The 20,246-nt window shown below is 71.0% G+C and carries 21 protein-coding genes and 1 riboswitch; of the genes, 19 read left to right on the top strand and 2 right to left on the bottom strand.

Annotation, left to right across the window (positions count from 1 at the left end):
• Nucleotides 1-37: 37 nt before the first annotated feature.
• Nucleotides 38-1,948 carry a peptidylprolyl isomerase gene (locus ACFQUV_RS20875; protein WP_129611058.1) on the bottom strand — a complete coding sequence of 637 codons (1,911 nt, stop codon included), beginning with the start codon at nt 1,946-1,948 and terminating at the stop codon, nt 38-40.
• A 370-nt stretch (nt 1,949-2,318) separates the two neighbouring features.
• Here ACFQUV_RS20875 and tpiA point away from each other — a divergent pair, with 370 nt between their 5' ends.
• The 14 genes from tpiA (at nt 2,319) to ACFQUV_RS20805 (ending at nt 14,630) form a co-directional block, all read left to right on the top strand.
• Nucleotides 2,319-3,074, top strand: coding sequence for a triose-phosphate isomerase (gene tpiA, locus ACFQUV_RS20870; protein WP_129611057.1), 756 nt, complete (start codon nt 2,319-2,321; stop codon nt 3,072-3,074).
• Nucleotides 3,075-3,289: 215 nt separating this feature from the next.
• Nucleotides 3,290-3,691, top strand: a complete 402-nt coding sequence (secG, locus tag ACFQUV_RS20865; protein ID WP_111383445.1) for a preprotein translocase subunit SecG — start codon at nt 3,290-3,292, stop codon at nt 3,689-3,691.
• 231 nt (nt 3,692-3,922) lie between these two features.
• Nucleotides 3,923-5,551 (top strand): CTP synthase, encoded by a 1,629-nt coding sequence (locus ACFQUV_RS20860; RefSeq protein WP_111383446.1) that lies wholly within the window; start codon nt 3,923-3,925, stop codon nt 5,549-5,551.
• Nucleotides 5,552-5,644: 93 nt separating this feature from the next.
• Complete coding sequence (locus ACFQUV_RS20855) at nt 5,645-6,466, top strand: hypothetical protein (RefSeq protein ID WP_129611056.1); 822 nt, start codon at nt 5,645-5,647, stop codon at nt 6,464-6,466.
• A gap of 152 nt (nt 6,467-6,618) precedes the next feature.
• Complete coding sequence (locus tag ACFQUV_RS20850) at nt 6,619-7,056, top strand: hypothetical protein (RefSeq protein ID WP_129611055.1); 438 nt, start codon at nt 6,619-6,621, stop codon at nt 7,054-7,056.
• Between the two features lie 255 nt (nt 7,057-7,311).
• Nucleotides 7,312-8,193: a 3-deoxy-8-phosphooctulonate synthase gene (kdsA, locus tag ACFQUV_RS20845; protein WP_129611054.1), complete on the top strand. Its 882-nt coding sequence runs from the start codon at nt 7,312-7,314 to the stop codon at nt 8,191-8,193.
• Nucleotides 8,194-8,256: 63 nt separating this feature from the next.
• Nucleotides 8,257-8,661, top strand: coding sequence for a DUF350 domain-containing protein (locus tag ACFQUV_RS20840; protein ID WP_111383449.1), 405 nt, complete (start codon nt 8,257-8,259; stop codon nt 8,659-8,661).
• A gap of 15 nt (nt 8,662-8,676) precedes the next feature.
• Nucleotides 8,677-9,045 carry a hypothetical protein gene (locus ACFQUV_RS20835; protein ID WP_129611053.1) on the top strand — a complete coding sequence of 123 codons (369 nt, stop codon included), beginning with the start codon at nt 8,677-8,679 and terminating at the stop codon, nt 9,043-9,045.
• Between the two features lie 2 nt (nt 9,046-9,047).
• Nucleotides 9,048-10,208, top strand: coding sequence for a glutathionylspermidine synthase family protein (locus ACFQUV_RS20830; RefSeq protein WP_129611052.1), 1,161 nt, complete (start codon nt 9,048-9,050; stop codon nt 10,206-10,208).
• 99 nt (nt 10,209-10,307) lie between these two features.
• Nucleotides 10,308-11,570 carry an MFS transporter gene (locus ACFQUV_RS20825; protein WP_129611051.1) on the top strand — a complete coding sequence of 421 codons (1,263 nt, stop codon included), beginning with the start codon at nt 10,308-10,310 and terminating at the stop codon, nt 11,568-11,570.
• A 48-nt stretch (nt 11,571-11,618) separates the two neighbouring features.
• Nucleotides 11,619-11,717, top strand: a riboswitch (TPP riboswitch).
• Entirely contained in the window at nt 11,708-12,901 is a 1,194-nt protein-coding gene (gene thiO, locus ACFQUV_RS20820; RefSeq protein WP_129611050.1) for a glycine oxidase ThiO, read from the top strand. Its footprint overlaps the riboswitch before it by 10 nt.
• A gap of 23 nt (nt 12,902-12,924) precedes the next feature.
• Nucleotides 12,925-13,179 carry a sulfur carrier protein ThiS gene (gene thiS / locus ACFQUV_RS20815; protein WP_129611049.1) on the top strand — a complete coding sequence of 85 codons (255 nt, stop codon included), beginning with the start codon at nt 12,925-12,927 and terminating at the stop codon, nt 13,177-13,179.
• Between the two features lies 1 nt (nt 13,180).
• On the top strand, nt 13,181-13,969 hold the full coding sequence (locus ACFQUV_RS20810; RefSeq protein ID WP_129611048.1) for a thiazole synthase: 789 nt from the start codon (nt 13,181-13,183) through the stop codon (nt 13,967-13,969).
• 10 nt (nt 13,970-13,979) lie between these two features.
• Nucleotides 13,980-14,630, top strand: a complete 651-nt coding sequence (locus tag ACFQUV_RS20805) for a thiamine phosphate synthase (protein ID WP_129611047.1) — start codon at nt 13,980-13,982, stop codon at nt 14,628-14,630.
• A 26-nt stretch (nt 14,631-14,656) separates the two neighbouring features.
• On the opposite strand, the gene queF is transcribed toward ACFQUV_RS20805, so the two are convergent.
• Nucleotides 14,657-15,133 carry a preQ(1) synthase gene (gene queF / locus ACFQUV_RS20800; RefSeq protein WP_111383456.1) on the bottom strand — a complete coding sequence of 159 codons (477 nt, stop codon included), beginning with the start codon at nt 15,131-15,133 and terminating at the stop codon, nt 14,657-14,659.
• A gap of 119 nt (nt 15,134-15,252) precedes the next feature.
• On the opposite strand from queF, the gene eno reads away from it, so the two are divergent.
• The 5 genes from eno to ACFQUV_RS20775 all read left to right on the top strand — a co-directional run bounded on the left by eno (nt 15,253) and on the right by ACFQUV_RS20775 (nt 20,181).
• Nucleotides 15,253-16,536: a phosphopyruvate hydratase gene (gene eno / locus ACFQUV_RS20795; RefSeq protein WP_111383457.1), complete on the top strand. Its 1,284-nt coding sequence runs from the start codon at nt 15,253-15,255 to the stop codon at nt 16,534-16,536.
• A gap of 186 nt (nt 16,537-16,722) precedes the next feature.
• A complete protein-coding gene (locus ACFQUV_RS20790; protein WP_111383458.1) occupies nt 16,723-17,040 on the top strand; it encodes a septum formation initiator family protein in 318 nt (105 codons plus the stop codon).
• Between the two features lie 159 nt (nt 17,041-17,199).
• The gene (gene pdhA, locus ACFQUV_RS20785) at nt 17,200-18,243 is read left to right on the top strand and encodes a pyruvate dehydrogenase (acetyl-transferring) E1 component subunit alpha (protein ID WP_111383459.1); all 1,044 of its coding nucleotides are present in this window, start codon (nt 17,200-17,202) and stop codon (nt 18,241-18,243) included.
• Between the two features lie 34 nt (nt 18,244-18,277).
• The gene (locus ACFQUV_RS20780) at nt 18,278-19,708 is read left to right on the top strand and encodes a pyruvate dehydrogenase complex E1 component subunit beta (protein WP_129611328.1); all 1,431 of its coding nucleotides are present in this window, start codon (nt 18,278-18,280) and stop codon (nt 19,706-19,708) included.
• Nucleotides 19,709-19,713: 5 nt separating this feature from the next.
• Nucleotides 19,714-20,181, top strand: coding sequence for a DUF5076 domain-containing protein (locus tag ACFQUV_RS20775; protein WP_207211600.1), 468 nt, complete (start codon nt 19,714-19,716; stop codon nt 20,179-20,181).
• Nucleotides 20,182-20,246 lie beyond the last annotated feature (65 nt).

Genomic DNA, 20,246 nt, shown 5'->3' with positions numbered 1-20,246 from the left:
GGACGCCGGCGACCGAGGTGCCGGCATCGTCGTCGCGCTACTGGTCCGCGGCGCTGCGGCCGACCGCCTGGGCGAGGGCCTGCTGATTGATCCGGACGCCCATCTCGGACTGGAGCTGGCCCACATACTGGGCCATCAGGTCGTCCGAATAGGCGGTGCGGAGCTGGCCCATCAGCTTCTTGACGTCCTCGGCCGCAGGATCGAACGCCGGGGCGCGGATATCGGTGACGCGGAACACCACGCGGTCGAGGCCGTTGGCTCCCGTCGCGACGCCGACGCCCTCCTTCGGGGTGCGGAACACCTGCTCGACCACGCCGGCCGGCAGCGCGTTGCTGCCTCGGCGCTTGAGCGCCGCGGCGGTCTCCAGCTTCAGCCCCTCGGCGGTCGCCACCTCGGGAAACCAGGTGCCGGACTTGAGCTTGGCCGCGAGGCCGTCGGCCTTGGCGGTCAGCCGGGCCGCGATCTCGTCGTTGCGCCAGCGCTCGGCGACACGCTCCTTGACCTCCTCGAAGGTCCGTTCGCGCGACGGCGTCACGCCGGCGACCTCGTACCAGACATAGCCGCCGCCCGGCAGGGTGATCGCCTCGTTCTCCAGGCCCACCTGGGTCGAGAAGGCGGGGCCGAGCACGTCGACGTCCTTGGGCAGCGCCACCGGCTGGCCGTCCGGGGTGCGGCCGGATCGGTCGACGGCCGGGATGGCCTGGACCGGAAGCTTGAGCTTGGCGGCGATCTCGTCGAGGCGCTGGCCGGCGGCCAGCTCGTCCTCGACCTTGTCGCGCAGCTCGGCCAGCGACGCGCGGGCGCGCTCGACCGCGAGGTCCTTTCGGATCTGCGGCGCGATCTCCTCCAGCGGCGTGGCGTGGCCCGGCTCGATCTTGGTGACGCGCAGGATGGCGGTGGTGAACCGGCCCGACACCGGCGCGCTGACGGCGCCGTCGGCGAGCGAGAAGGCCGCCGCCGCGATGGCGGGATCGAGCATGTCGGCACGGCTCACCAGCCCGAGATCGAGGTCGGCCGGGGCGATGTTGCGCTCGGCCGCCAGCGCCTCGAAGGTCAGGCCACCGGAGGACAGACGCTCGTGCGCCGCCTTGGCCTCCTCGGGATTGGCGAACGCGATCTGCTGCACCTGCCGCTTCTCCGGCGTGGCGTAGCGGCTCGACCGCTCCTCGTAGGCCTTCTTGACGTCGGCGTCGCTCACCGTGATGCCGGCCGCCAGCGCGTCCGGCGAGAGCATCAGCAGCAGCACGTTGCGATACTCGGGCGCCCGGAACGCGAACTTGCGCTGCTCGTAGGTGGTCTGGAGCTGCTCCGGGGTCGGGGCCGGAATGTCGCCCGCCTGGGCGGCGCCGAGCACCACGTAGTCGATGAACCGCTCCTCGTTCTCGTAGCGGACCATGGCCTCGGCCGTCGTCTGCGGCGCCGTGACGTCGCCGCCGACCGAGGCGGCGAGCTGGCGGCGCAGCGAGATGCGGCGCTGCTCGGAGATGAACCGCTGCTCGGTGTAGCCGGCCTGGCGCACCAGATAGGCGAAGCGGGTCTGATCGAACTGGCCGTTGCCGCCCCGGAAGGTCGGGTCCTGCATGATCTGGCGCACCACCTCGGCGTCCGGGAAGCCGAGGCCCAGCTCGCGGGCGCGCTCGTCGAGCACCGCTTCGGCGACCAGCTGGGTGAGGATCTGACGGTCGAGCCCGGCGGCGCGCGCCTGGTCGGGGGTGATCGGGCGGCCGACCTGCCGGCCGAGCTGTTGCAGGCGGTCGTTGTAGAGCTGGCGGAACTGATCGATGGTGATCTCGCTCTTGCCGATGGTGGCGACCGTCGACACGCCGAAGCCGCGGAAGATGTCGCCGATGCCCCACACCGCGAAGCTGATGACCAGGAACGCGACCACGGCCGCCATGACGACTTTACCGAGCCAGTTGGACGAGGCTTTTCGCAATCCGCGGAGCATGGGTCCTGTTCGCAGTGGTTGGGGGGCGCCTTCACGCGGCATCCGCTTGGTCGGGTGGCGGAAGCGAGCCCCGTCGGTCGGTCGCACGGTCCGCCGGCAGGCCGGGGTCGCACGATGAAAGGCAGGCCGGTCGACCGGCCCGGGGGAGCCGGGCCGACGGCGGCGGCATCATAGGCAGGGCTCCCGGCCGTCGCAACCGACCCGCTCCGGGCTGGCGCCCGAAGATGTCGCACCGCCGGTAGGATCGTGGCATAAGCTCGGCGTCCGGAATTCGAGGATGGCGGTGATGCCGGCGGCCGGGCGCGACAGCCCGGGCCGCCCGGAGCCGGCCCTCAACCGAAGACGATTGGGACAGAAGGCGAGGAGAACGATGGCGTCGGGGCGTCGGCCGCTGGTGGCGGGAAACTGGAAGATGAACGGCCTGCGGGGCTCGATCGGCGAGCTCGACGCGGTGATCGCGGCGGCCGGCGGATTGGCGCCGCGCCTCGACCTCATGGTCTGCCCACCCGCCACCCTGGTGGCCGCCTTCGCGGCGCGCGCCGCCGGCACCCCGGTCGCCATCGGCGGCCAGGACTGCCATGCCGAGGTGTCGGGCGCCTTCACGGGTGATGTCGCCGCCGAGATGCTGGCGGATGCCGGGGCGACCGCGGTGATCGTCGGCCATTCGGAGCGGCGCACCTACCACCGGGAGAGCGACGCCGAGGTCCGCGCCAAGACGCTGGCGGCGTGGCGCGCCGGGCTCCTCGCCATCGTCTGTATCGGTGAGACCAAGGACGAGCGGGTCGCCGGCAGGACCCTCGAGGTGCTCGGCACCCAGCTCGCCGGCTCGCTGCCGGACGGGGCGACGGCCGCCAACCTGGTGGTCGCCTACGAGCCGGTCTGGGCGATCGGCACCGGGCTGACCCCGACGGTCGCCGACGTCGCCGAGGCGCACGGCTTCGTCCGCGACCGGCTGGTCGAGCGGTTCGGCGCCGAGGGGGAGGGGGTTCGCGTCCTCTATGGCGGCTCCGTGAAGCCCTCCAATGCGGCCGAGCTGATGGCCGTGGCGAATGTCGACGGCGCCCTGGTGGGGGGAGCGAGTCTCAAGGCCACTGATTTCCTGGGGATCGCCGGCGCCTATAAGTAGGACTGCGCTGCGCCACCCGCGTCCGGCCGAATTCCCGGCGGTATGGGTGGAAAAGCGCGGCGGGATCGTGTAGACGCGGCGCGCCGTCCCCATATGCCGAGGGCGGCCGACCGTTCGGCGGGCGGAGCCGGGTGCCGGTAGCGCCCGATCCGCCGTGTTCGATCTGTCGTGTGTCGTTTTTTGCCAGATTTCGAGCGTCGCGAGCGAATCGTCCCATGCAGACCGTCGTCATCGTCGTCCACCTGATGATCGTGCTCGCCATGATCGGCCTCGTGCTGTTGCAGCGGTCGGAGGGCGGGGCGCTCGGCATCGGCGGCGGCGGCGGCTTCATGAGCAACCGCAGCAGCGGCAACGCCTTGACCCGGGCGACCGCGATCCTGGCCGCGGCCTTTTTCGTCACCAGCCTGCTGCTCTCGGTGCTGGCTGGCCTGTCGCAGCGGCCCACCACGGTGATTCCGACCGGCGGCCCGACCGCTCCGGCGCCCGGCGAGCCGGCCCCGCTCGGCGGCGGCCGCGGCATCCTCGACCAGCTTCCCGGCGGCACCCAGCCGACCGCGCCGTCGGCACCGGCCGCGCCCGCGGCCCCGTCGGGTCCGGAAGTCCCGCGGTCGCAGTGAGCCGGTGCGCTCCCCGCGTCACCGTGGGGGCGTCGCAGGCGTCGAGCATCGTTCCTTCGCACCATCACGATCGGGCGAGCTTCGCTCGTCCGATCCAATAAGATCTGGAGACAAGCCATTGAAAAATGGCGTGCAATACACGCTGGCGTCGGGGTTGATCCGGGCCGGCGGGGCAGACCTGCGTGGCGAGCCCTCGTCGAATCGCTCTTGTGGCGCTAGAGGTCGGGTCCCATGACGCGGTACATCTTCATCACCGGCGGCGTGGTCTCCTCCCTCGGCAAAGGTCTCGCCTCGGCGGCGCTCGGCGCGCTCTTGCAGGCGCGCGGCTATTCGGTCCGCCTGCGCAAGCTCGATCCCTATCTCAACGTCGATCCGGGAACGATGTCGCCGTACCAGCACGGCGAGGTGTTCGTCACCGACGACGGCGCCGAGACCGATCTCGATCTCGGCCACTACGAGCGTTTCACCGGCCGCCCGGCAGGCCGCCAGGACAACATCACCACCGGCCGCATCTACCAGGAGATTCTCGCCAAGGAGCGCCGCGGCGACTATCTCGGCGCCACCATCCAGGTGATCCCGCACGTCACTAACGCCATCAAGGACTTCGTCCGCGACGGCAGCGACGGCTACGACTTCGTCCTGGTGGAGATCGGCGGCACCGTGGGCGACATCGAGGGCCTGCCGTTCTTCGAGGCGATCCGCCAGTTCGGCATCGAGGTGCCGCGCGGAACCGCCATCTACATTCACCTGACCTTGCTGCCCTTCATTCCGTCCGCCGGCGAGCTGAAGACCAAGCCGACCCAGCATTCGGTCAAGGAGCTGCGCTCGATCGGCATCCAGCCCGACATCCTGTTGTGCCGGACCGACCGGCCGATCCCCAAGGAGGAGCGGCGCAAGCTGGCGCTGTTCTGCAACGTGCGAGAGAGCGCCGTCATCGAGGCGCGCGACGCCGATTCAATTTATGCGGTCCCGGAGGCCTATCACGAGGCCGGGCTCGACGCCGAGGTCTTGGCCGCCTTCGGCCTGCCGGCCGATGCCGAGCCCGATCTCGGCCGCTGGCATCGCATCAACGAGCGTATCCGCAACCCCGACGGCGACGTGACCATCGCGATCGTCGGCAAGTACACGGGGATGAAGGACGCCTACAAGTCGCTCATCGAGGCGCTGACCCACGGCGGCGTCGCCCACAAGGTGCGGGTCAATCTCGACTGGATCGAGAGCGAGGTGTTCGAGCACGAGGACCCGGCGCCCTTTTTGGAGCACGTCCACGGCATCCTGGTGCCCGGCGGCTTCGGGCAGCGCGGCGCCGAGGGCAAGATCCGCGCGGCCCGCTTCGCCCGCGAGCGCAAGCTGCCGTATCTCGGCATCTGCTTCGGCATGCAGATGGCGGTGATCGAGGCGGTGCGGAACCTGTGCGGCATCGCCGATGCCAACTCGACCGAGTTCGGCCCGACCAGCGAGCCGGTGGTCGGGCTGATGACCGAATGGCTGCGCGGCAACGAGCTGGAGACGCGCGACCACGGTGGCGATCTCGGCGGCACCATGCGGCTCGGCGCCTATCCGGCCGCCCTGGCGCCCGGCAGCAAGGTGGCGACGATCTACGGCGCGACCGAGATCTCCGAACGCCACCGCCACCGTTACGAGGTCAACACCGCCTACAAGGACCGGCTGGAGCGACACGGAATGCGCTTCTGCGGCATGTCGCCGGACGGCCTGCTGCCCGAGATCGTCGAGTATGTCGACCACCCGTGGTTCATCGGGGTGCAGTTCCATCCGGAGCTGAAATCGCGCCCCTTCGCGCCGCATCCGCTGTTCGCGTCTTTCGTGGGTGCAGCCGTCGAGCAGAGCCGCCTCGTGTAGCGGCCCGGCGTCGCGAACTCGTGACCCGCCGGCGGTAATCGGTCCTGGCTGAGGCTCTGCCGTGGTGCAATCCTGCCGTGCAGGAGGTGTGCCATGGCTCCCATCGTGACGTTGTTCGCATGGGCGGTGCCGGCCTTCGTGGCCGGCTCGCCAGTCGATCACACCTGGGTGACGACCTACGACAATCGCCAGACGGCCTATCCCAACGACCAGGCGGTGGCCCAAGCCGGCCAGGACTACTGGTACTGCTGGGGAGGCTTCCATCCGACCGGCGGTACCCCGCCGAACCCGACCGGCTTTCTCGGCCAGCAGAGCGGCGATCTCGCGCTCGCCCGCTGCTATGTCCGGTCGAATGCCGATTCGCGTCAGGTTCCGGCGGCGCGCGGCACCATCTTTCAATACGGCGTCGACGGCGTCTGCCATCAGCTCGCCAACCAGGTGCTGTGGGCGACGGCCGCACCCGGCCAGGCCGCCCTGACGGTGAGCAACGCTCGCGGCTACATGATCAGCACCTATATCTACGGGACCTACGGGTTGCAGACGGCGGCCTGGGCGGCCCGGATCGCGACCTGTGGCGGGCCGGCCCCGCCGCCCGCGACGGCGACGATGGGAGGCATGGCCATGGCGGGACCACCCGACGACTTCGAGGCCCGCGCTCGCGCGGTCCTGGCCGGCCAGCCCGACACGCTCGCCAACCTGCTGGCCCTGCGGGTCGATACCCGCCGGTTCGCCGCCCAGGCGTGGCCGGGAGCGACGCCGAGCGCCGAGACCCTCAACGCCCGCAACCAGCATCTGCTCGACCAGGCCGCCGCCGTGCTTCGTCCGGACGAGTTCGAGGCGATCTTCGGGGTGGCGCCCGGCACCAAGGTGGAGCTGATCGATCCGACCATGGTGCCGCCCGACCAGGGGCGGTAGCGGTACGCGGAAGGGAAGCGGGCTCTGTGCCGCCGGGGAGGGCAGACAGTAGGACGGTGAAGGCCGGTGGCCCGAGACACCTACATGTGACTCTCGCTGCCGGCCGACTGTCGGTAGCCTCGATGGTCGGATCAATGATCGGGAGGGACAGCATGGTCGTCGGCTCGAACGTCGCGATCCCCGTGCCGGAGATCAGGATGCCGGTGCGTGCTGCGCCGGCGATGGCGGCGCTGGCCTTGGCGCTCCTGCTCGTCGGGGGACCGGCCCAGGCGGGCGAGCCGGCGGCCGCCGCGCCCGCCGGCGGCCGGACCTGGACCGAGGTCGGCCAACCGACCGCGTCGTTCGGCCCGCCGATCCGGCTGCGGCTCGGCACGATCCTGACCCCCGATCTGGCCCAGCCGGCACGTGTCGTGGCGCTCGGCCAGACCTATGACCGCGAGGCGTTCGTGCCGAATCTCACCGGCTCGGCGGCCGCACCCGCCCTGCCGGTGGCGATGCCTTTCGCGCCCGATCCGGCGATGCTGTCCATGCCGCGCTTCCAGCTCGACCCGCGGCCGGCCGTGCCGATCGTGGCCAAGGGACGGGACTGAGCCGGTCGGCTCGGCGGCGGTCGTCAATGCGCCCCTCGCGGCGAGGCGATCGCCCCCCGGGCGGACGTCCTGCGGTGGGCACCGCGCGCGGTGAACCACCCCGTCGTGCCCCGTTGACCCCGGGCCGGCGGCCCGCCATGGTCCGCCGCCATGGCCTCCCATCCGACCACGCCGTCCCCGATCCACTCTTCGGCCATCGCCCCAGCGATCGAGCCGACCACCGCACCGGCAGCGGGCCCACCGCCCGCCGCCGCGATGTTCCCCGCAGCCGCGACGACACCCGCGGCCACGGCGAGACCCGAGCCCGTGGTGACGGCCGGCCGCGGTGCCGCCGCGGTCCACTTCGGCAATGCCCTGCCGCTCGCCCTGATCGCCGGCCCCTGCCAGATGGAGAGCCGCGCTCACGCCCTGGAGATGGCGGCTGCCTGCAAGGAGATCGCCGCCCGCGTCGGCATCGGCCTCGTGTTCAAGACCTCGTTCGACAAGGCGAACCGCACCAGCCTCGGCGGCGCGCGCGGGATCGGCCTCGACGCCGCACTGCCGGTGTTCGCCGAGATCCGCGAGACGCTGGGCCTGCCGGTGCTGACCGACGTTCATGAGGCGGCGCAATGCGCGCCCGTCGCCGAGGTGGTCGACATCCTCCAGATCCCGGCCTTCCTGTGCCGGCAGACCGACCTCCTGGTGGCGGCCGCCGCGACCAGCCGTATCGTCAACGTCAAGAAGGGCCAGTTCCTCGCCCCCTGGGACATGGCCAACGTGGTCGCCAAGGTGACCGGGGCGGGCAACCGCTCCGTGCTGGTCACCGAGCGCGGCGCTTCGTTCGGCTACAACACCCTCGTCTCCGACATGCGGGCGCTGCCGATCCTGGCCCGCACGGGCGCGCCGGTGATCTTCGACGCCACCCATTCGGTGCAGCAGCCGGGCGGGCAGGGGACCGCGTCGGGTGGTGACCGCGCGTTCGTGCCGGTGCTGGCGCGCGCCGCCGTCGCGGTGGGCGTCGCCGGCGTCTTCATCGAGACCCACGAGGATCCGGACCGCGCCCCTTCGGACGGCCCCAACATGGTACCGCTCGCCGCGCTGGAGGGGCTGCTGCGCCGGCTCGTTGCCATCGACCGCCTCGTCAAGCAGAGCGACTGATCGGCCCTTGAACCCCGGATCGCGGCGGCGCAACCTACCCTGGAGCACCGGGGAAGCGTCGCCATGCTGCTGCAATCTCTGGCCGGCCTGCCGGCCTTCCTGGCCTATCTGTCCACCGCGATCGTCGCCGCCGTCCTCTATTTGCTGATCTACACGCGGGTGACGGCGCACGACGAGTTCGCGCTGATCGCCCGCAACGTGCCGGGCGCCGCGGTGTCGCTCGGCCTGTCGCTTCTCGGCTTCGCGCTGCCGCTCGCCAGCGCCATCGCGCACGCCTCCTATCTGCTCGACTGCGCCGTATGGAGCGTCATCGCCCTGGTGGTGCAGATCGGCGCCTATTTCCTGGCGCGGCTGCCGGTGCCCGATCTCTCGGCCCGCATCGCGGCCGGCGAGCTGGCGCCGGCGATCTGGCTCGGCCTCGCCTCGCTCGCCGCCGGAGCCCTCAACGCCGCCGCGATGTCCTACTGAGCACCGGAGGTCCGCATGAAGCGTTCGGCGCAGGTGGGCCTGGTGCTGATGTCGGCCGCGACCGCCGGCGGCGGCGCCTACATGCTGATGCCCGGCCAGGACTGCCGGCCCGAGACCGGCGAGCCTGCTCTCCACGCACCACTGCGGACCGGCGAGACGTCGCCGCCGGCCTGTGCGCCACGCGGCTCCTCGGGTTCGTCGGGCGGCACCCGCTGGTCGTCGGGGTCGTGGTGGGGCGGCTCGTCGGGCGACTCGGGGCATGCGTCCGGGGGCTCGACCACCGCGGCGGGCCATGCCGGGTCGACGAGCCACGCGGCGGGGACGAGCGTCGCGGCGCGCGGTGGCTTCGGCTCCATCGGCCACGCCTTCTCGTCCGGAGGCTGAGGATGCGGCGCATCGCCTGCCCGGAGCGTGACGACTGGCGCGAGGAGGCGGGGCGAGCCGGCTTCGCGTTCCACACCATCGGCGGCGAGCCCTATTGGGACGAGACCGCCTATTACGGCTTCACGCTCGACCAGATCGAGCGCGACATCGAGGCGCCGACCCAGGAGCTCGACCGGATGTGCCGCGAGCTCGTCGCCCGCGCCGTCGACGACGAGCGCCTGCTGCGCCTGCTGAAGATCCCGGAGCCGTTCTGGACATACATCGCGGCGAGCTGGAAGCGCGGCGACACCTCGCTCTACGGCCGCCTCGACCTCGCCTATGACGGCAACGGCCCGGCCAAGCTCCTCGAATACAATGCCGACACGCCGACCGCGCTGTACGAGACCGGGGTGTTCCAGTGGCTGTGGCTCGAGGACGCCATCGCCCGCCAGATCGTTCCGGCCGGCAGCGATCAGTTCAACTCCGTCCACGAGAAGCTGATCGCCGCCTGGCAGGCCGTCGCGCAGGGCCGGCCCGTGCATCTCGCCGGCGCGCTCGACAGTCCGGAGGATCTCGGCACCCTGAGCTATCTGGAGGACACCGCCCGCCAGGCCGGCCTCGCCACCACGCTGATCGCCATGGACCGCATCGGCCGCGCCCGCAACGGCGACTTCGTCGACGAGGCGGACCGGCCGATCGTGCTCGCCTTCAAGCTCTACCCGTGGGAGTGGATGTTCCGCGAGGCGTTCGGGCGGTCGCTCGCCGGCGCCTCGACCCGCTGGATCGAGCCGCCCTGGAAGGCGATCCTCTCCAGCAAGGGCATCCTGCCGCTGCTGTGGCAGATGTTTCCGCACCACCCGAACCTGCTGCCGGCGTATTTCGAGGACGAACCCGAGGCGGCACGGCTCGGCAGCTCCTATGCGAGAAAGCCGCTGTACTCGCGCGAGGGTGCGAACGTCGCCCTGGTGGTCGACGGCGCGGTGCTCGACTCCGACGCTGGTCCCTACGGCGCGGAAGGCTTCGTGCGCCAGGCGGTGGCGGCGCTGCCGCGCTTCGAGGGCGGCTATCCGGTGCTCGGCTCCTGGGTGGTCGACGGCACCGCCTGCGGGCTGTCGGTGCGCGAGGATGCCTCGCCGATCACCAAGAACACCTCGCGCTTCGTGCCGCACATCATCCTGCCATAAGGGGCGCGCGCGCGGCCTTGCGGCCGCGGGCTCGTGCTGTACTAATCGGGTCATGACCCCGCATCATCGCGCCGGCCTCGTCCGCGGTTCGGCGTCTCCATGAGCGATCGATCCTCGTCCGAGTCGACCTCGCCCGAGCCGAGCCGGCCGGAGACGACGGCATCGCATGACGGCGTGCCGCCCGGCACCACGCGCGTGCTCCTCGTCGCGGCGCTGTCGCTGTTCGCCACCAGCCTTTTCATGCGCTGCGTCGATCCGCTGATCCCGCAGATCGCGACGGGCTTCGGCCTGGACACGGCCACGGTGGTGCTGCTGTCGACCGCCTATGCGCTACCCTATGCGCTGGCTCAGCCGATGCTCGGCAGTATCGGCGACACGCTGGGCAAGACGCGGGTGCTGAAGGTGTCGCTGGTGGCAAGCGCGGCGGCCGGATTTCTCGGCGCGGTCGCACCCGACTTCGCGGTGCTGATGGTGTCGCGCGTGCTGGTCGGCGTGCTGTCGGCCGGCATCTTCCCGATCGCGCTCGCCATCGCGGGGGATCTCGTGCCGGTGCAGCGCCGGCAGATCGCCTTCGGGCGGCTGCTGGCCGCCGCCATGCTGGGCAACGTCATGGGCTCGCCGCTCGCCGGCGTGATCGCCGACACGGTCGGCTGGCGCGGCGTGTTCGCGCTCGTCGCGACGCTCGCGCTCGTCGCCTTCGTGGCAGTGCAGATCGGCTTTCGCGGCCTCGCGCTCGACACCCGCAGCCGCTTCGACGTGCCGACCGTCATGGCCGGTTATCGCGCCGTGCTGCGCAACCCGCTCGCCAAGTTTTGCTACGCGGCGGTGTTCATCGAAGGCGTGTTCGTCTACGGGCTGTTCCCGTTCGTCGCGACCTTCCTGGCGGCGCGGGGCGAGGGGCGGGCGGTGATCGCCGGCGTCGTCATCGCCGGCTTCGCCATCGGCGGCTTCATCTACTCGGCGACGGTGCCGCTGCTCGTCGGCCGGCTCGGCGAGCGGCGCCTGATGCTCGGCGGCGGCCTGTTCATGGCCCTCGGCGTCTCCTCCACGGCGCTCGGCCTCGCCTGGCCGTTCGAGATCGTGGTGTTCATGGTGCTCGGCCTCGGCTTCTACTCGCTGCATGGCGTCATCCAGGTCTATGTCAGCGAGCTGGCGCCGGCCTCGCGTGGCCTCGCGGTGGCGCTGCACGGCTCCTGCTTCTTCCTGGGGCAGGCGCTCGGACCGATCGTGTATCGCGTCGGGTTCGAGCAGGCGGGTGTCGGCCCGTCGACCCTCGTCGGTGCCATGGTGCTGCTCACCACGGCGGCGGTCTGCGCGGCGCGGCTGCGGCGTGTGCCGAAGGTCGGTGACACCGCCGCCTGACGCAGCGCTGCCCTGACCTTGCGGTCGCCGTCCCATTGCGTCATCATCCGGTCACGGCCTGGGGTGCCGCGCGCCGTGCGCGGCTGAGATCACACCCGTGGAACCTGTCTGGGTCATGCCAGCGAAGGGAGCCGCCGATGGCAGCCTCGTCACGTCCTGATTCCGAATCCAAGCCCTCCATCATTGCGTCCGTCGACAGCCCCGATGTCGTGGTGATCGGCGCCGGCGTCTGCGGCCTCGGCATCGCCTGGCGGCTGCGCCGCCGCGGCCTGTCGGTCACCGTGCTGGACCGCGGGCCGGTCGGCGCCGGTGCCAGCCGGGTCGCCGGCGGCATGCTGGCAGCCTGCGCCGAGGCCGAGCCCGGCGAGGAGGCGCTGGTGCGCCTCGGCCGTCATGCCCAGTCGCTGTGGCCGGCCTTCGCGGCGGAGCTGGAGGCGACGACAGGCCAGTCGCTCGGCCTGCGACGCGAGGGCACCCTGGTGCTGGCGCTCACCGCCGACGATCGCGCCCGCCTGACCCATCATCACGCCTTTCAGCAGAGCCTCAGCCTGCCGCTCGACTGGCTGCCCGCCAGCGAGCTGCGCCGCCGCGAGCCGCATCTCGCGCCCGGCATCGGCGGGGCGGTGTTCAGCCCGGAAGACCATCAGGTCGATTCCGGCGCGCTGGTCGATGCGCTCGCGGCTGCGGCCGAGGCGGCCGGCGCGGTCCTGCGGCCGCATACCCCGGTCGCTGCCATCATGGTCGAGAACGGCCGCGCGGTCGGTGTGCGCCTCGACGATGGCACGACGATCCCAGCCGGCACCGTGGTGCTGGCGGCCGGCGCGTGGTCCCGTGGCATCGCCGGCGTGCCGACCGAGGCGCGTCCGCCGGTGCGTCCCATCAAGGGGCAGGTGATCACCCTCGGCATGAACCCGCGGGCGCCGCTGCTGAACCATGTCGTGTGGGCGCCCGGGTGCTACCTGGTTCCGCGCCACGACGGCCGCCTGCTGGTCGGCGCCACCGTCGAGGAGAAGGGTTTCGACACGGCCATCACGGCCGGCGGCGTGCTGTCGCTGATCGAGGCGGCGTGGCGGGTGCTGCCCGGCATCGAGGAGCTGCCGATCCTCGCCACCGTGGTCGGCCATCGCCCGGGCAGCCGCGACGACGCGCCGATCCTCGGCGCGTCGGCCGTCGATGGGCTCGTCTACGCCACCGGCCATCACCGCAACGGCATCCTGCTCGCCCCGGTGACCGCCGAGGCGATCGCCGCCCTGGTGGCCGGGGAGGGGACCGATCCCGCCATCGCCGGGTTCGGCATCGCGCGGTTCGCCGCGCCGGCGGCCGCCGCCTGAAACCACGACATCGGAGTGCCGTGATGACCCAACCGCCGTCGCCGGGCGCCGGCCCGGTGCCGGGCTCCCGCCCGGCCCACATCACCGTCAACGGTGTGCGCGAGCCTCACGCCGCCGCGACGCTCGCGGCGCTGCTCGTCGCCCGCGACATCGACCCCGCAGCCCGCGGCATCGCGGTCGCCCTCGATGGCCGGGTGGTGCCACGCGCCGCCTGGGCCGAGACCCCGGTTGCGCCCGGCGCGACCGTCGAGATCGTCCAGGCACGCCCCGGAGGCTGAGATGACCGACCCGAAAACCCTGTCCGACCCGCTGGTGATCGCCGGGCGGAGCTTCCGCTCGCGGCTCTTTCTCGGCACCGCCGGCTATCCGAACCGCCAAGTCATGCTCGATGCTCTCACGGCGAGCGGCACCGAGATGGTGACGGCGGCGATTCGCCGCATCAGCCTGGCCGGCGAGGAGGAAAGCCTGGTCGAGCTGATCGGCGAGCGTGCCCACTTCCTGCCCAACACGGCGGGCTGCCAGACTGCCCGCGACGCCGTGCTGACCGCCGAGCTGGCGCGCGAGGCGCTCGGAACGAGCTGGATCAAGCTCGAGGTGATCGGCGACCGCGAGCTGCTCTATCCGGATGTCGAGGAGCTGGTGCGGGCCACCGGAGAGCTGGTCGCGGCCGGCTTCACGGTGCTGCCCTATTGCAACGACGACCCGATCGTCTGCCGCAAGCTCGCCGATCTCGGCGCCGCCGCCGTGATGCCGCTCGGCGCGCCGATCGGCTCCGGCCTCGGCATCTGCAATCCGCACATGATCGAGACCATCTGCAACCGCTCGCCGGTGCCGGTGGTGCTGGACGCCGGTATCGGCACGGCGTCCGAGGCGGCGCTGGCCATGGAACTAGGCTGCGCTGCCGTGCTGCTCAACACCGCCGTGTCCAAGGCCAACGATCCGGTGCGTATGGCGGCCGCCATGCGGGCGGGTGTCGAGGCCGGCCGGCTCGCCCGCCTGGCCGGCCGCATCCCGCGCCGCCGCCACGCCGAGCCGTCGAGCCCGCAGCTCGGCCTGGTCGGAACGTGACGGTGCGGCCATGACGGAACGCGGCGGCGCCGTCCGGCTCCCGTCTCCGCCGCTGCTGCTGATCACCGACCGGCGGCAGGCGGTGAGGCCGCTCGACGCGGTCGTGGACGCCGCGCTCGCCGCCGGCGCGCGATGGATCAGCATCCGTGAGAAGGATCTGAGTAAGTCCGAGCAACTGTCTGCTGCGAAAAGGCTTCTTCCGGTCGCCCGGAGGCGTGGCGCGGTCCTGCTGCTGCACGGCGATGCGGAGATCGCGGCGGTAGCCGGTCTCGACGGCGTGCACCTGGGGGCGGGCGGCGACCCGGTCGCGGCGCGCCGACGGCTGGGCGAGGGCGCCCTGATCGGCCAGTCGATCCACGCGCCGATCGAGGCGATGCGGCTCGATCCCGCCGTGGTCGACTACGCCATCGCCGGTCCTGCCTTTCCGACGGTCAGCAAGCCCGGCTACGGCCCGGCGCTGGGGCCGGCCGGGATCGCCGCCATGGTCGAGAGCGCCGCGGTCCCGGTGCTGGCCATCGGCGGCGTCACGGCGGCGCGGGTGCCCGCGCTGATGGCCGTCGGCGCTGCGGGCGTGGCCGTCATGGGCGAGGTGATGCGGGCGGCCGACCCGGCCGCCGTGGTCGGCGGCCTTCTGGCGGCGCTTGCCGTCGCGCGACGGTGACTTGGGCGGGGCCGTCAGGGCGGGCTTCAGCCGCGGCCTCGGTAGGTCGGCACGCCCTGGTCCGGCACCCAGACGCCGGCCGGCAGCTTGCCCATCTGGAAGAACACGTCGATCGGCATGCCGCCGCGGGGATAGAAGTAGCCGCCGATCCGCAGCCAGCGCGGCTTCAGCACCGCCGCCAGCCGCTTGCCGATCGCCACCGTGCAGTCCTCGTGAAAGCTGCCCTCGTTGCGGAAGCTGTTGAGGTAGAGCTTCAGCGACTTCGACTCGACCAGGAACGCCTTGGGGACATAGTCGATCACCAGGGTGGCGAAGTCCGGCTGGCCGGTCACCGGGCACAGCGAGGTGAACTCCGGAAAGGTGAAGCGCGCCACATAGGGCGTGTCGGGATGCGGATTCGGCACGCGGTCGAGCGACGCCTCGGCGGGCGAGGCCGGGATCGCGGCCGGGCGGCCGAGCTGGAGCGGGCGGGAGTTGGGACGGGGGCTCGGCTGACGCGCCATGACACTCTCCTGTCGCCGAGGCGCGCCAGCATGGACGGTGCGCGCCGGGGGCGCTTGGCCGGTACCACGCGGCCTGTTAAGACACCACACCCCTTCATTCTGCATTGCGGGAGCCAGCGATGACCGCCATCGTGGACATTATCGGCCGTGAAATTCTCGACAGCCGCGGCAATCCGACCGTGGAGGTCGATGTGGTGCTGGACGACGGCTCCCGCGGCCGCGCCGCCGTTCCGTCGGGTGCCTCGACCGGCGCCCACGAGGCCGTCGAGCTGCGCGACGGCGACAAGGGCCGCTACGGCGGCAAGGGCGTGACCAAGGCGGTCGATGCCGTCAACGGCGAGATCTACGACGCGATCTCCGGGTTCGACGCCGAGGAGCAGACCCTCATCGACGACACGATGATCAAGCTCGACGGCACGCCGAACAAGAGCCGGCTCGGCGCCAACGCGATCCTCGGCGTATCGCTCGCGGTCGCCAAGGCGGCCGCCAGCGCCAAGGGCCTGCCGCTCTACCGCTATGTCGGCGGCACCGCGGCGCGCCTGCTGCCGGTGCCGATGATGAACATCGTCAACGGCGGCGTGCATGCCGACAACCCGATCGACTTCCAGGAATTCATGATCATGCCGGTCGGCGCCGACAGCTTCGCCGAGGGGCTGCGCACCGGCGCCGAGATCTTCCACGTCCTCAAGGCGGGCCTGAAGGCCGCCGGCCACAACACCAATGTGGGCGACGAGGGCGGCTTCGCGCCGAACCTGCCGTCCGCCGATGCGGCGCTGGAGTTCGTCGTCGCGGCGATCGAGAAGGCCGGCTACAAGCCCGGCCAGGACGTCGTCCTGGCGCTCGACTGCGCCTCCACCGAGTTCTTCAAGGACGGCGCCTATCACTATGAGGGCGAAGGCAAGAAGCGCTCTCGCGACGAGCAGGTGAAGTATCTCGCCGATCTCGTCTCGCGCTATCCCATCGTCTCCATCGAGGACGGCATGGCGGAGGACGATTGGGAGGGCTGGAAGGCGCTCACCCAGGCGATCGGCGGCAAGTGCCAGCTCGTCGGCGACGATCTCTTCGTCACCAACGTCACCCGGCTCGCCGACGGCATCAAGAAGGGGATCGGCAACTCGATCCTGGTGAAGGTCAACCAGATCGGCTCGCTGACCGAGACGCTGGCGGCCGTCGAGATGGCCCACAAGGCCGGCTACACGGCGGTGATGTCGCATCGCTCGGGCGAGACCGAGGACTCCACCATCGCGGATCTCGCGGTCGCCACCAATTGCGGGCAGATCAAGACCGGCTCGCTCGCCCGCTCGGACCGGGTGGCCAAGTACAACCAGCTCCTGCGCATCGAGGAGGAGCTGGGCGACCAAGCCCGCTACGGCGGTCGCGCCGCCCTCAAGGCGCTCGCCTGAGGCTGCTGCCCGCATCGGCTCCGCCCCGCGGGGCCGATGCGATGCAACGCCCAGCGATGCAACGCCCAGCGATGCAACGCCCAGCGATGCAACCAAGTCACGGTTCTGGTGCGGAACGCATCGGAACTGATCGATTCCTAAGCATTAAACCGCATTTTAACGGAACGGGCGCCCTATGGCCTGATCATGGTCTCGCGTCCCCGTCTCCGCTCCATCGTCACGGCGCTGTGCCTCTATGTGCTGGCGTCATTGATGATCGGCTATTTCGGGATCAACGCCTACACGGGCAGCCGCGGCATCAATGCCCGCAAGGATCTCGATGCCCAGATCGCCGAGCTGACCGCCGAGCTTGAGGTGGCGCGGGCCGAGCGCGAGGTCTGGCAGCGGCGGGTGGCGCTGCTCAAGTCCGACAAGCTCGACCCCGACATTCTCGACGAGCGCGCCCGCTCTCTCCTGAACTATGTGGACCGCCGCGACCTCGTCCTCATCCTGAAGTCTCGGTGAGCTTGCGCCGGCGTCTTCCGGTGGCGCCCATTGTGCGGTGCAAGCTCTAGCCATATCTGAGAAATCTCGATCTGCGGCACGCCCCGAGCGCGCTTCCGCCCCCGCTCGAATTGGGCTATGGGGTTGGTTCGCTCCGTGCCGCCACACCCCGAGGTCACGATGGCTTCCCAGAAAAAAGTCGCTGAAGCGTCCCCGACGGCTCCCCGGCCGTCGATCCTGCCGCTCGATGCCGGCCCGGTGCCGGATCTCGGCCGGGACGCCGACCTCAAGGCGTTCCGCGACATGCTGCTGATCCGCCGCTTCGAGGAGAAGGCGGGCCAGCTCTACGGCATGGGACTGATCGGCGGCTTCTGCCATCTCTACATTGGCCAGGAGGCCGTGGTGGTGGGCATGCAGCTCGCCATGCAGGAGGGCGACCAGGTCATCACCGGCTATCGCGACCACGGTCACATGCTGGCCTGCGGCATGGACCCCAAGGGGGTGATGGCCGAGCTGACCGGGCGACGCGGCGGCTACTCCAAGGGCAAGGGCGGCTCGATGCACATGTTCAGCCGCGAGAAGGGCTTCTTCGGCGGCCACGGCATCGTCGGCGCCCAGGTGTCGCTCGGCACCGGCCTCGCCTTCGCCAACCGCTACCGCGAGAACGGCGGCGTCTGCCTGGCCTATTTCGGGGATGGCGCCGCCAACCAGGGCCAGGTCTACGAGAGCTTCAACATGGCGGCGCTGTGGAAGCTGCCGGTCGTCTACATCATCGAGAACAACCGCTACGCCATGGGCACCTCGGTGAGCCGGGCGACGTCGCAGCCGGACCTCTCCAAGCGCGGCGCCTCCTTCAACATCCCGGGCGAGCTGGTCGACGGCATGGACGTGCGCGCCGTGAAGGCGGCCGGCGACCGCGTTCTCGATTATTGCCGCAGCGGGCAGGGGCCCTACATCCTGGAGATGAAGACCTATCGCTATCGCGGCCACTCCATGTCCGATCCGGCCAAGTACCGGACCCGCGAGGAGGTCGAGAAGGTGAGGGTTGAGAGCGACCCAATCGAGCAGTCGCGCGCCCGCATCCTGGCCAACGGCTGGGCCGACGAGGACGCCTTCAAGCGGATGGACGCCGAGGTGCGCAAGATCGTCAACGAGGCCGCCGAGTTCGCGACCTACGATCCGGAGCCGGACCCGTCCGAGCTCTACACCGACATTCTGCGCTGATCGGCGCGCCCCTTAGGACGAGGTTCGACCCCCCATGGCCACCCAAATCCTGATGCCGGCTCTCTCGCCCACCATGGAGAAGGGCAATCTCTCCAGATGGGTCAAGAACGAGGGCGACAAGGTCAAGGCCGGCGACGTCATCGCCGAGATCGAGACCGACAAGGCCACCATGGAAGTGGAGGCGATCGACGAGGGCACGCTCGGCAAGATCCTGGTGCCGGCCGGTACCGCCGACGTCGCCGTCAACACGCCGATCGCCGTCATCGTGGCGGACGGCGAGGATGCCGCCGCGGCGGCATCGAGCCAGGGCGCGAGCCCGGCGCAGCAGAACAAGGCGTCTCAGTCGGCCCCGCCGGCCGCGCCCGGCGACGCGGCGAGTACGGTCGCCACCCCGAAGGCGGCGCCCTCCGCGGTGGCGAATCCGCCGCAGCCCGCCGCGACGCCGGTGCCCGAGCTGGCCGAGGCGAGCGCCGCGGATGTCGAGATGGTCACCATGACGGTACGCGAGGCGCTGCGCGACGCCATGGCGGAGGAGATGCGCCGCGACGGCGACGTCTTCGTCATGGGCGAGGAGGTGGCCGAGTATCAGGGCGCCTACAAGGTCACCCAGGGGCTGCTCCAGGAGTTCGGCGCTCGGCGCGTGGTCGACACGCCGATCACCGAGCACGGCTTCGCCGGCCTCGGCGTCGGCGCGGCGCTCGCCGGCCTCAAGCCGATCGTCGAGTTCATGACCTTCAACTTCGCCATGCAGGCGATCGACCAGATCATCAACTCGGCCGCCAAGACGCTCTACATGTCGGGTGGCCAGATGGGCTGCCCGATCGTGTTCCGTGGCCCCAACGGCCCGGCCGCCCGCGTCGCCGCCCAGCACAGCCAGGACTATTCGGCCTGGTACTCGCACATCCCGGGTCTCAAGGTGGTGGCGCCCTACACGGCGGCCGACGCCAAGGGCCTGCTCAAGTCGGCGATCCGTGACCCGAATCCGGTGATCTTCCTGGAGAACGAGATCCTCTACGGACAGTCGTTCCCGGTGCCGAAGGTCGACGACTATCTGGTGCCGATCGGCAAGGCGCGCATCGCCCGCCCCGGCAAGGACGTCACCCTGGTGGCCTGGTCGATGGGCATGACCTACGCCCTCAAGGCCGCCGAGGCGCTCGCCGCCGACGGCATCGAGGCCGAGGTGATCGATCTGCGCACCCTGCGGCCGATGGACACCGAGACCATCGTCGCCTCCGTGAAGAAGACCGGCCGCTGCGTCGTCGTCGAGGAGTGCTGGCCGCAGTCCGGCGTCGCCGCCGAGATCGCCACTCGCATCATGGAGAACGCCTTCGACTGGCTGGACGCGCCGGTGGCGCGCATCTCCGGCCGCGACGTGCCGATGCCGTATGCCGCAAACCTCGAAAAGCTGGCCTTGCCGTCGGTGGACGAGGTCGTCCAGGCGGCCCGCGCCGTCGCCTATCGGTGACGGCGATGCGCCGCCCCCCCGACGAGGCCCTCTATCACGCGCTGCCGATCGCCGAAGAGGCGCTGGCCAATGGCGGCGTCGAGATCCTGCGCGCCGGGCTGATCGACGACGAGCTGTTCGTCACCGCCCGCCATGCCTTCGACACCCCGGCGACATGGGGCGAGGTTCTGGCCGAGATCACGCGGAAGCTCGCCCAGATCTACGCGCTGGAGACCGACCTGAGCGAAGCCGAGGCGCTGGCCGAGATCGAGGCGGCCTATGCGGCCGATCTCGGCGCCACCGTGGTCGACGAGGAGCCGCCCAAACCGGCGCGGTCGCGCCAGGTCGCGGCACCGAAGGCTGCGAAGCCCAAGGCTGCCGCCGCGAAGCCGAAGGCCGTCGAGGCGCCGGCCCGGCCGGCCCGCCGCACCGCTGCACGCACCAAGGCGACCGGCCCGCGCAAGCCGACGCAAGGCCCGCGCGGCAAGCGGTAGCTCGACCATGTCGCGCCGCCCCGTCGGGCCGCGCGAGCCCCGCGTTCGCCAGGCGTCACGCACGC

It is taken from the genome of Rhodoplanes sp. P11, assembly GCF_964266735.1.
Classification (GTDB): Bacteria; Pseudomonadota; Alphaproteobacteria; order Rhizobiales; family Xanthobacteraceae; genus Rhodoplanes; species Rhodoplanes serenus.
Note: the sequence above shows the minus strand (reverse complement) of the source record. Positions and strands in the feature narration are given on the sequence as shown.

Coding starts and splice junctions, on each gene's coding strand:
- ACFQUV_RS20875 (WP_129611058.1), bottom strand. CDS start 1,948: ATGCTCCGCGGATTGCGAAAAGCCTCGTCCAACTGGCTCGGTAAAGTC.
- tpiA (WP_129611057.1), top strand. CDS start 2,319: ATGGCGTCGGGGCGTCGGCCGCTGGTGGCGGGAAACTGGAAGATGAAC.
- secG (WP_111383445.1), top strand. CDS start 3,290: ATGCAGACCGTCGTCATCGTCGTCCACCTGATGATCGTGCTCGCCATG.
- ACFQUV_RS20860 (WP_111383446.1), top strand. CDS start 3,923: ATGACGCGGTACATCTTCATCACCGGCGGCGTGGTCTCCTCCCTCGGC.
- ACFQUV_RS20855 (WP_129611056.1), top strand. CDS start 5,645: ATGGCTCCCATCGTGACGTTGTTCGCATGGGCGGTGCCGGCCTTCGTG.
- ACFQUV_RS20850 (WP_129611055.1), top strand. CDS start 6,619: ATGGTCGTCGGCTCGAACGTCGCGATCCCCGTGCCGGAGATCAGGATG.
- kdsA (WP_129611054.1), top strand. CDS start 7,312: ATGTTCCCCGCAGCCGCGACGACACCCGCGGCCACGGCGAGACCCGAG.
- ACFQUV_RS20840 (WP_111383449.1), top strand. CDS start 8,257: ATGCTGCTGCAATCTCTGGCCGGCCTGCCGGCCTTCCTGGCCTATCTG.
- ACFQUV_RS20835 (WP_129611053.1), top strand. CDS start 8,677: ATGAAGCGTTCGGCGCAGGTGGGCCTGGTGCTGATGTCGGCCGCGACC.
- ACFQUV_RS20830 (WP_129611052.1), top strand. CDS start 9,048: ATGCGGCGCATCGCCTGCCCGGAGCGTGACGACTGGCGCGAGGAGGCG.
- ACFQUV_RS20825 (WP_129611051.1), top strand. CDS start 10,308: ATGAGCGATCGATCCTCGTCCGAGTCGACCTCGCCCGAGCCGAGCCGG.
- thiO (WP_129611050.1), top strand. CDS start 11,708: ATGGCAGCCTCGTCACGTCCTGATTCCGAATCCAAGCCCTCCATCATT.
- thiS (WP_129611049.1), top strand. CDS start 12,925: ATGACCCAACCGCCGTCGCCGGGCGCCGGCCCGGTGCCGGGCTCCCGC.
- ACFQUV_RS20810 (WP_129611048.1), top strand. CDS start 13,181: ATGACCGACCCGAAAACCCTGTCCGACCCGCTGGTGATCGCCGGGCGG.
- ACFQUV_RS20805 (WP_129611047.1), top strand. CDS start 13,980: ATGACGGAACGCGGCGGCGCCGTCCGGCTCCCGTCTCCGCCGCTGCTG.
- queF (WP_111383456.1), bottom strand. CDS start 15,133: ATGGCGCGTCAGCCGAGCCCCCGTCCCAACTCCCGCCCGCTCCAGCTC.
- eno (WP_111383457.1), top strand. CDS start 15,253: ATGACCGCCATCGTGGACATTATCGGCCGTGAAATTCTCGACAGCCGC.
- ACFQUV_RS20790 (WP_111383458.1), top strand. CDS start 16,723: ATGGTCTCGCGTCCCCGTCTCCGCTCCATCGTCACGGCGCTGTGCCTC.
- pdhA (WP_111383459.1), top strand. CDS start 17,200: ATGGCTTCCCAGAAAAAAGTCGCTGAAGCGTCCCCGACGGCTCCCCGG.
- ACFQUV_RS20780 (WP_129611328.1), top strand. CDS start 18,278: ATGGCCACCCAAATCCTGATGCCGGCTCTCTCGCCCACCATGGAGAAG.
- ACFQUV_RS20775 (WP_207211600.1), top strand. CDS start 19,714: ATGCGCCGCCCCCCCGACGAGGCCCTCTATCACGCGCTGCCGATCGCC.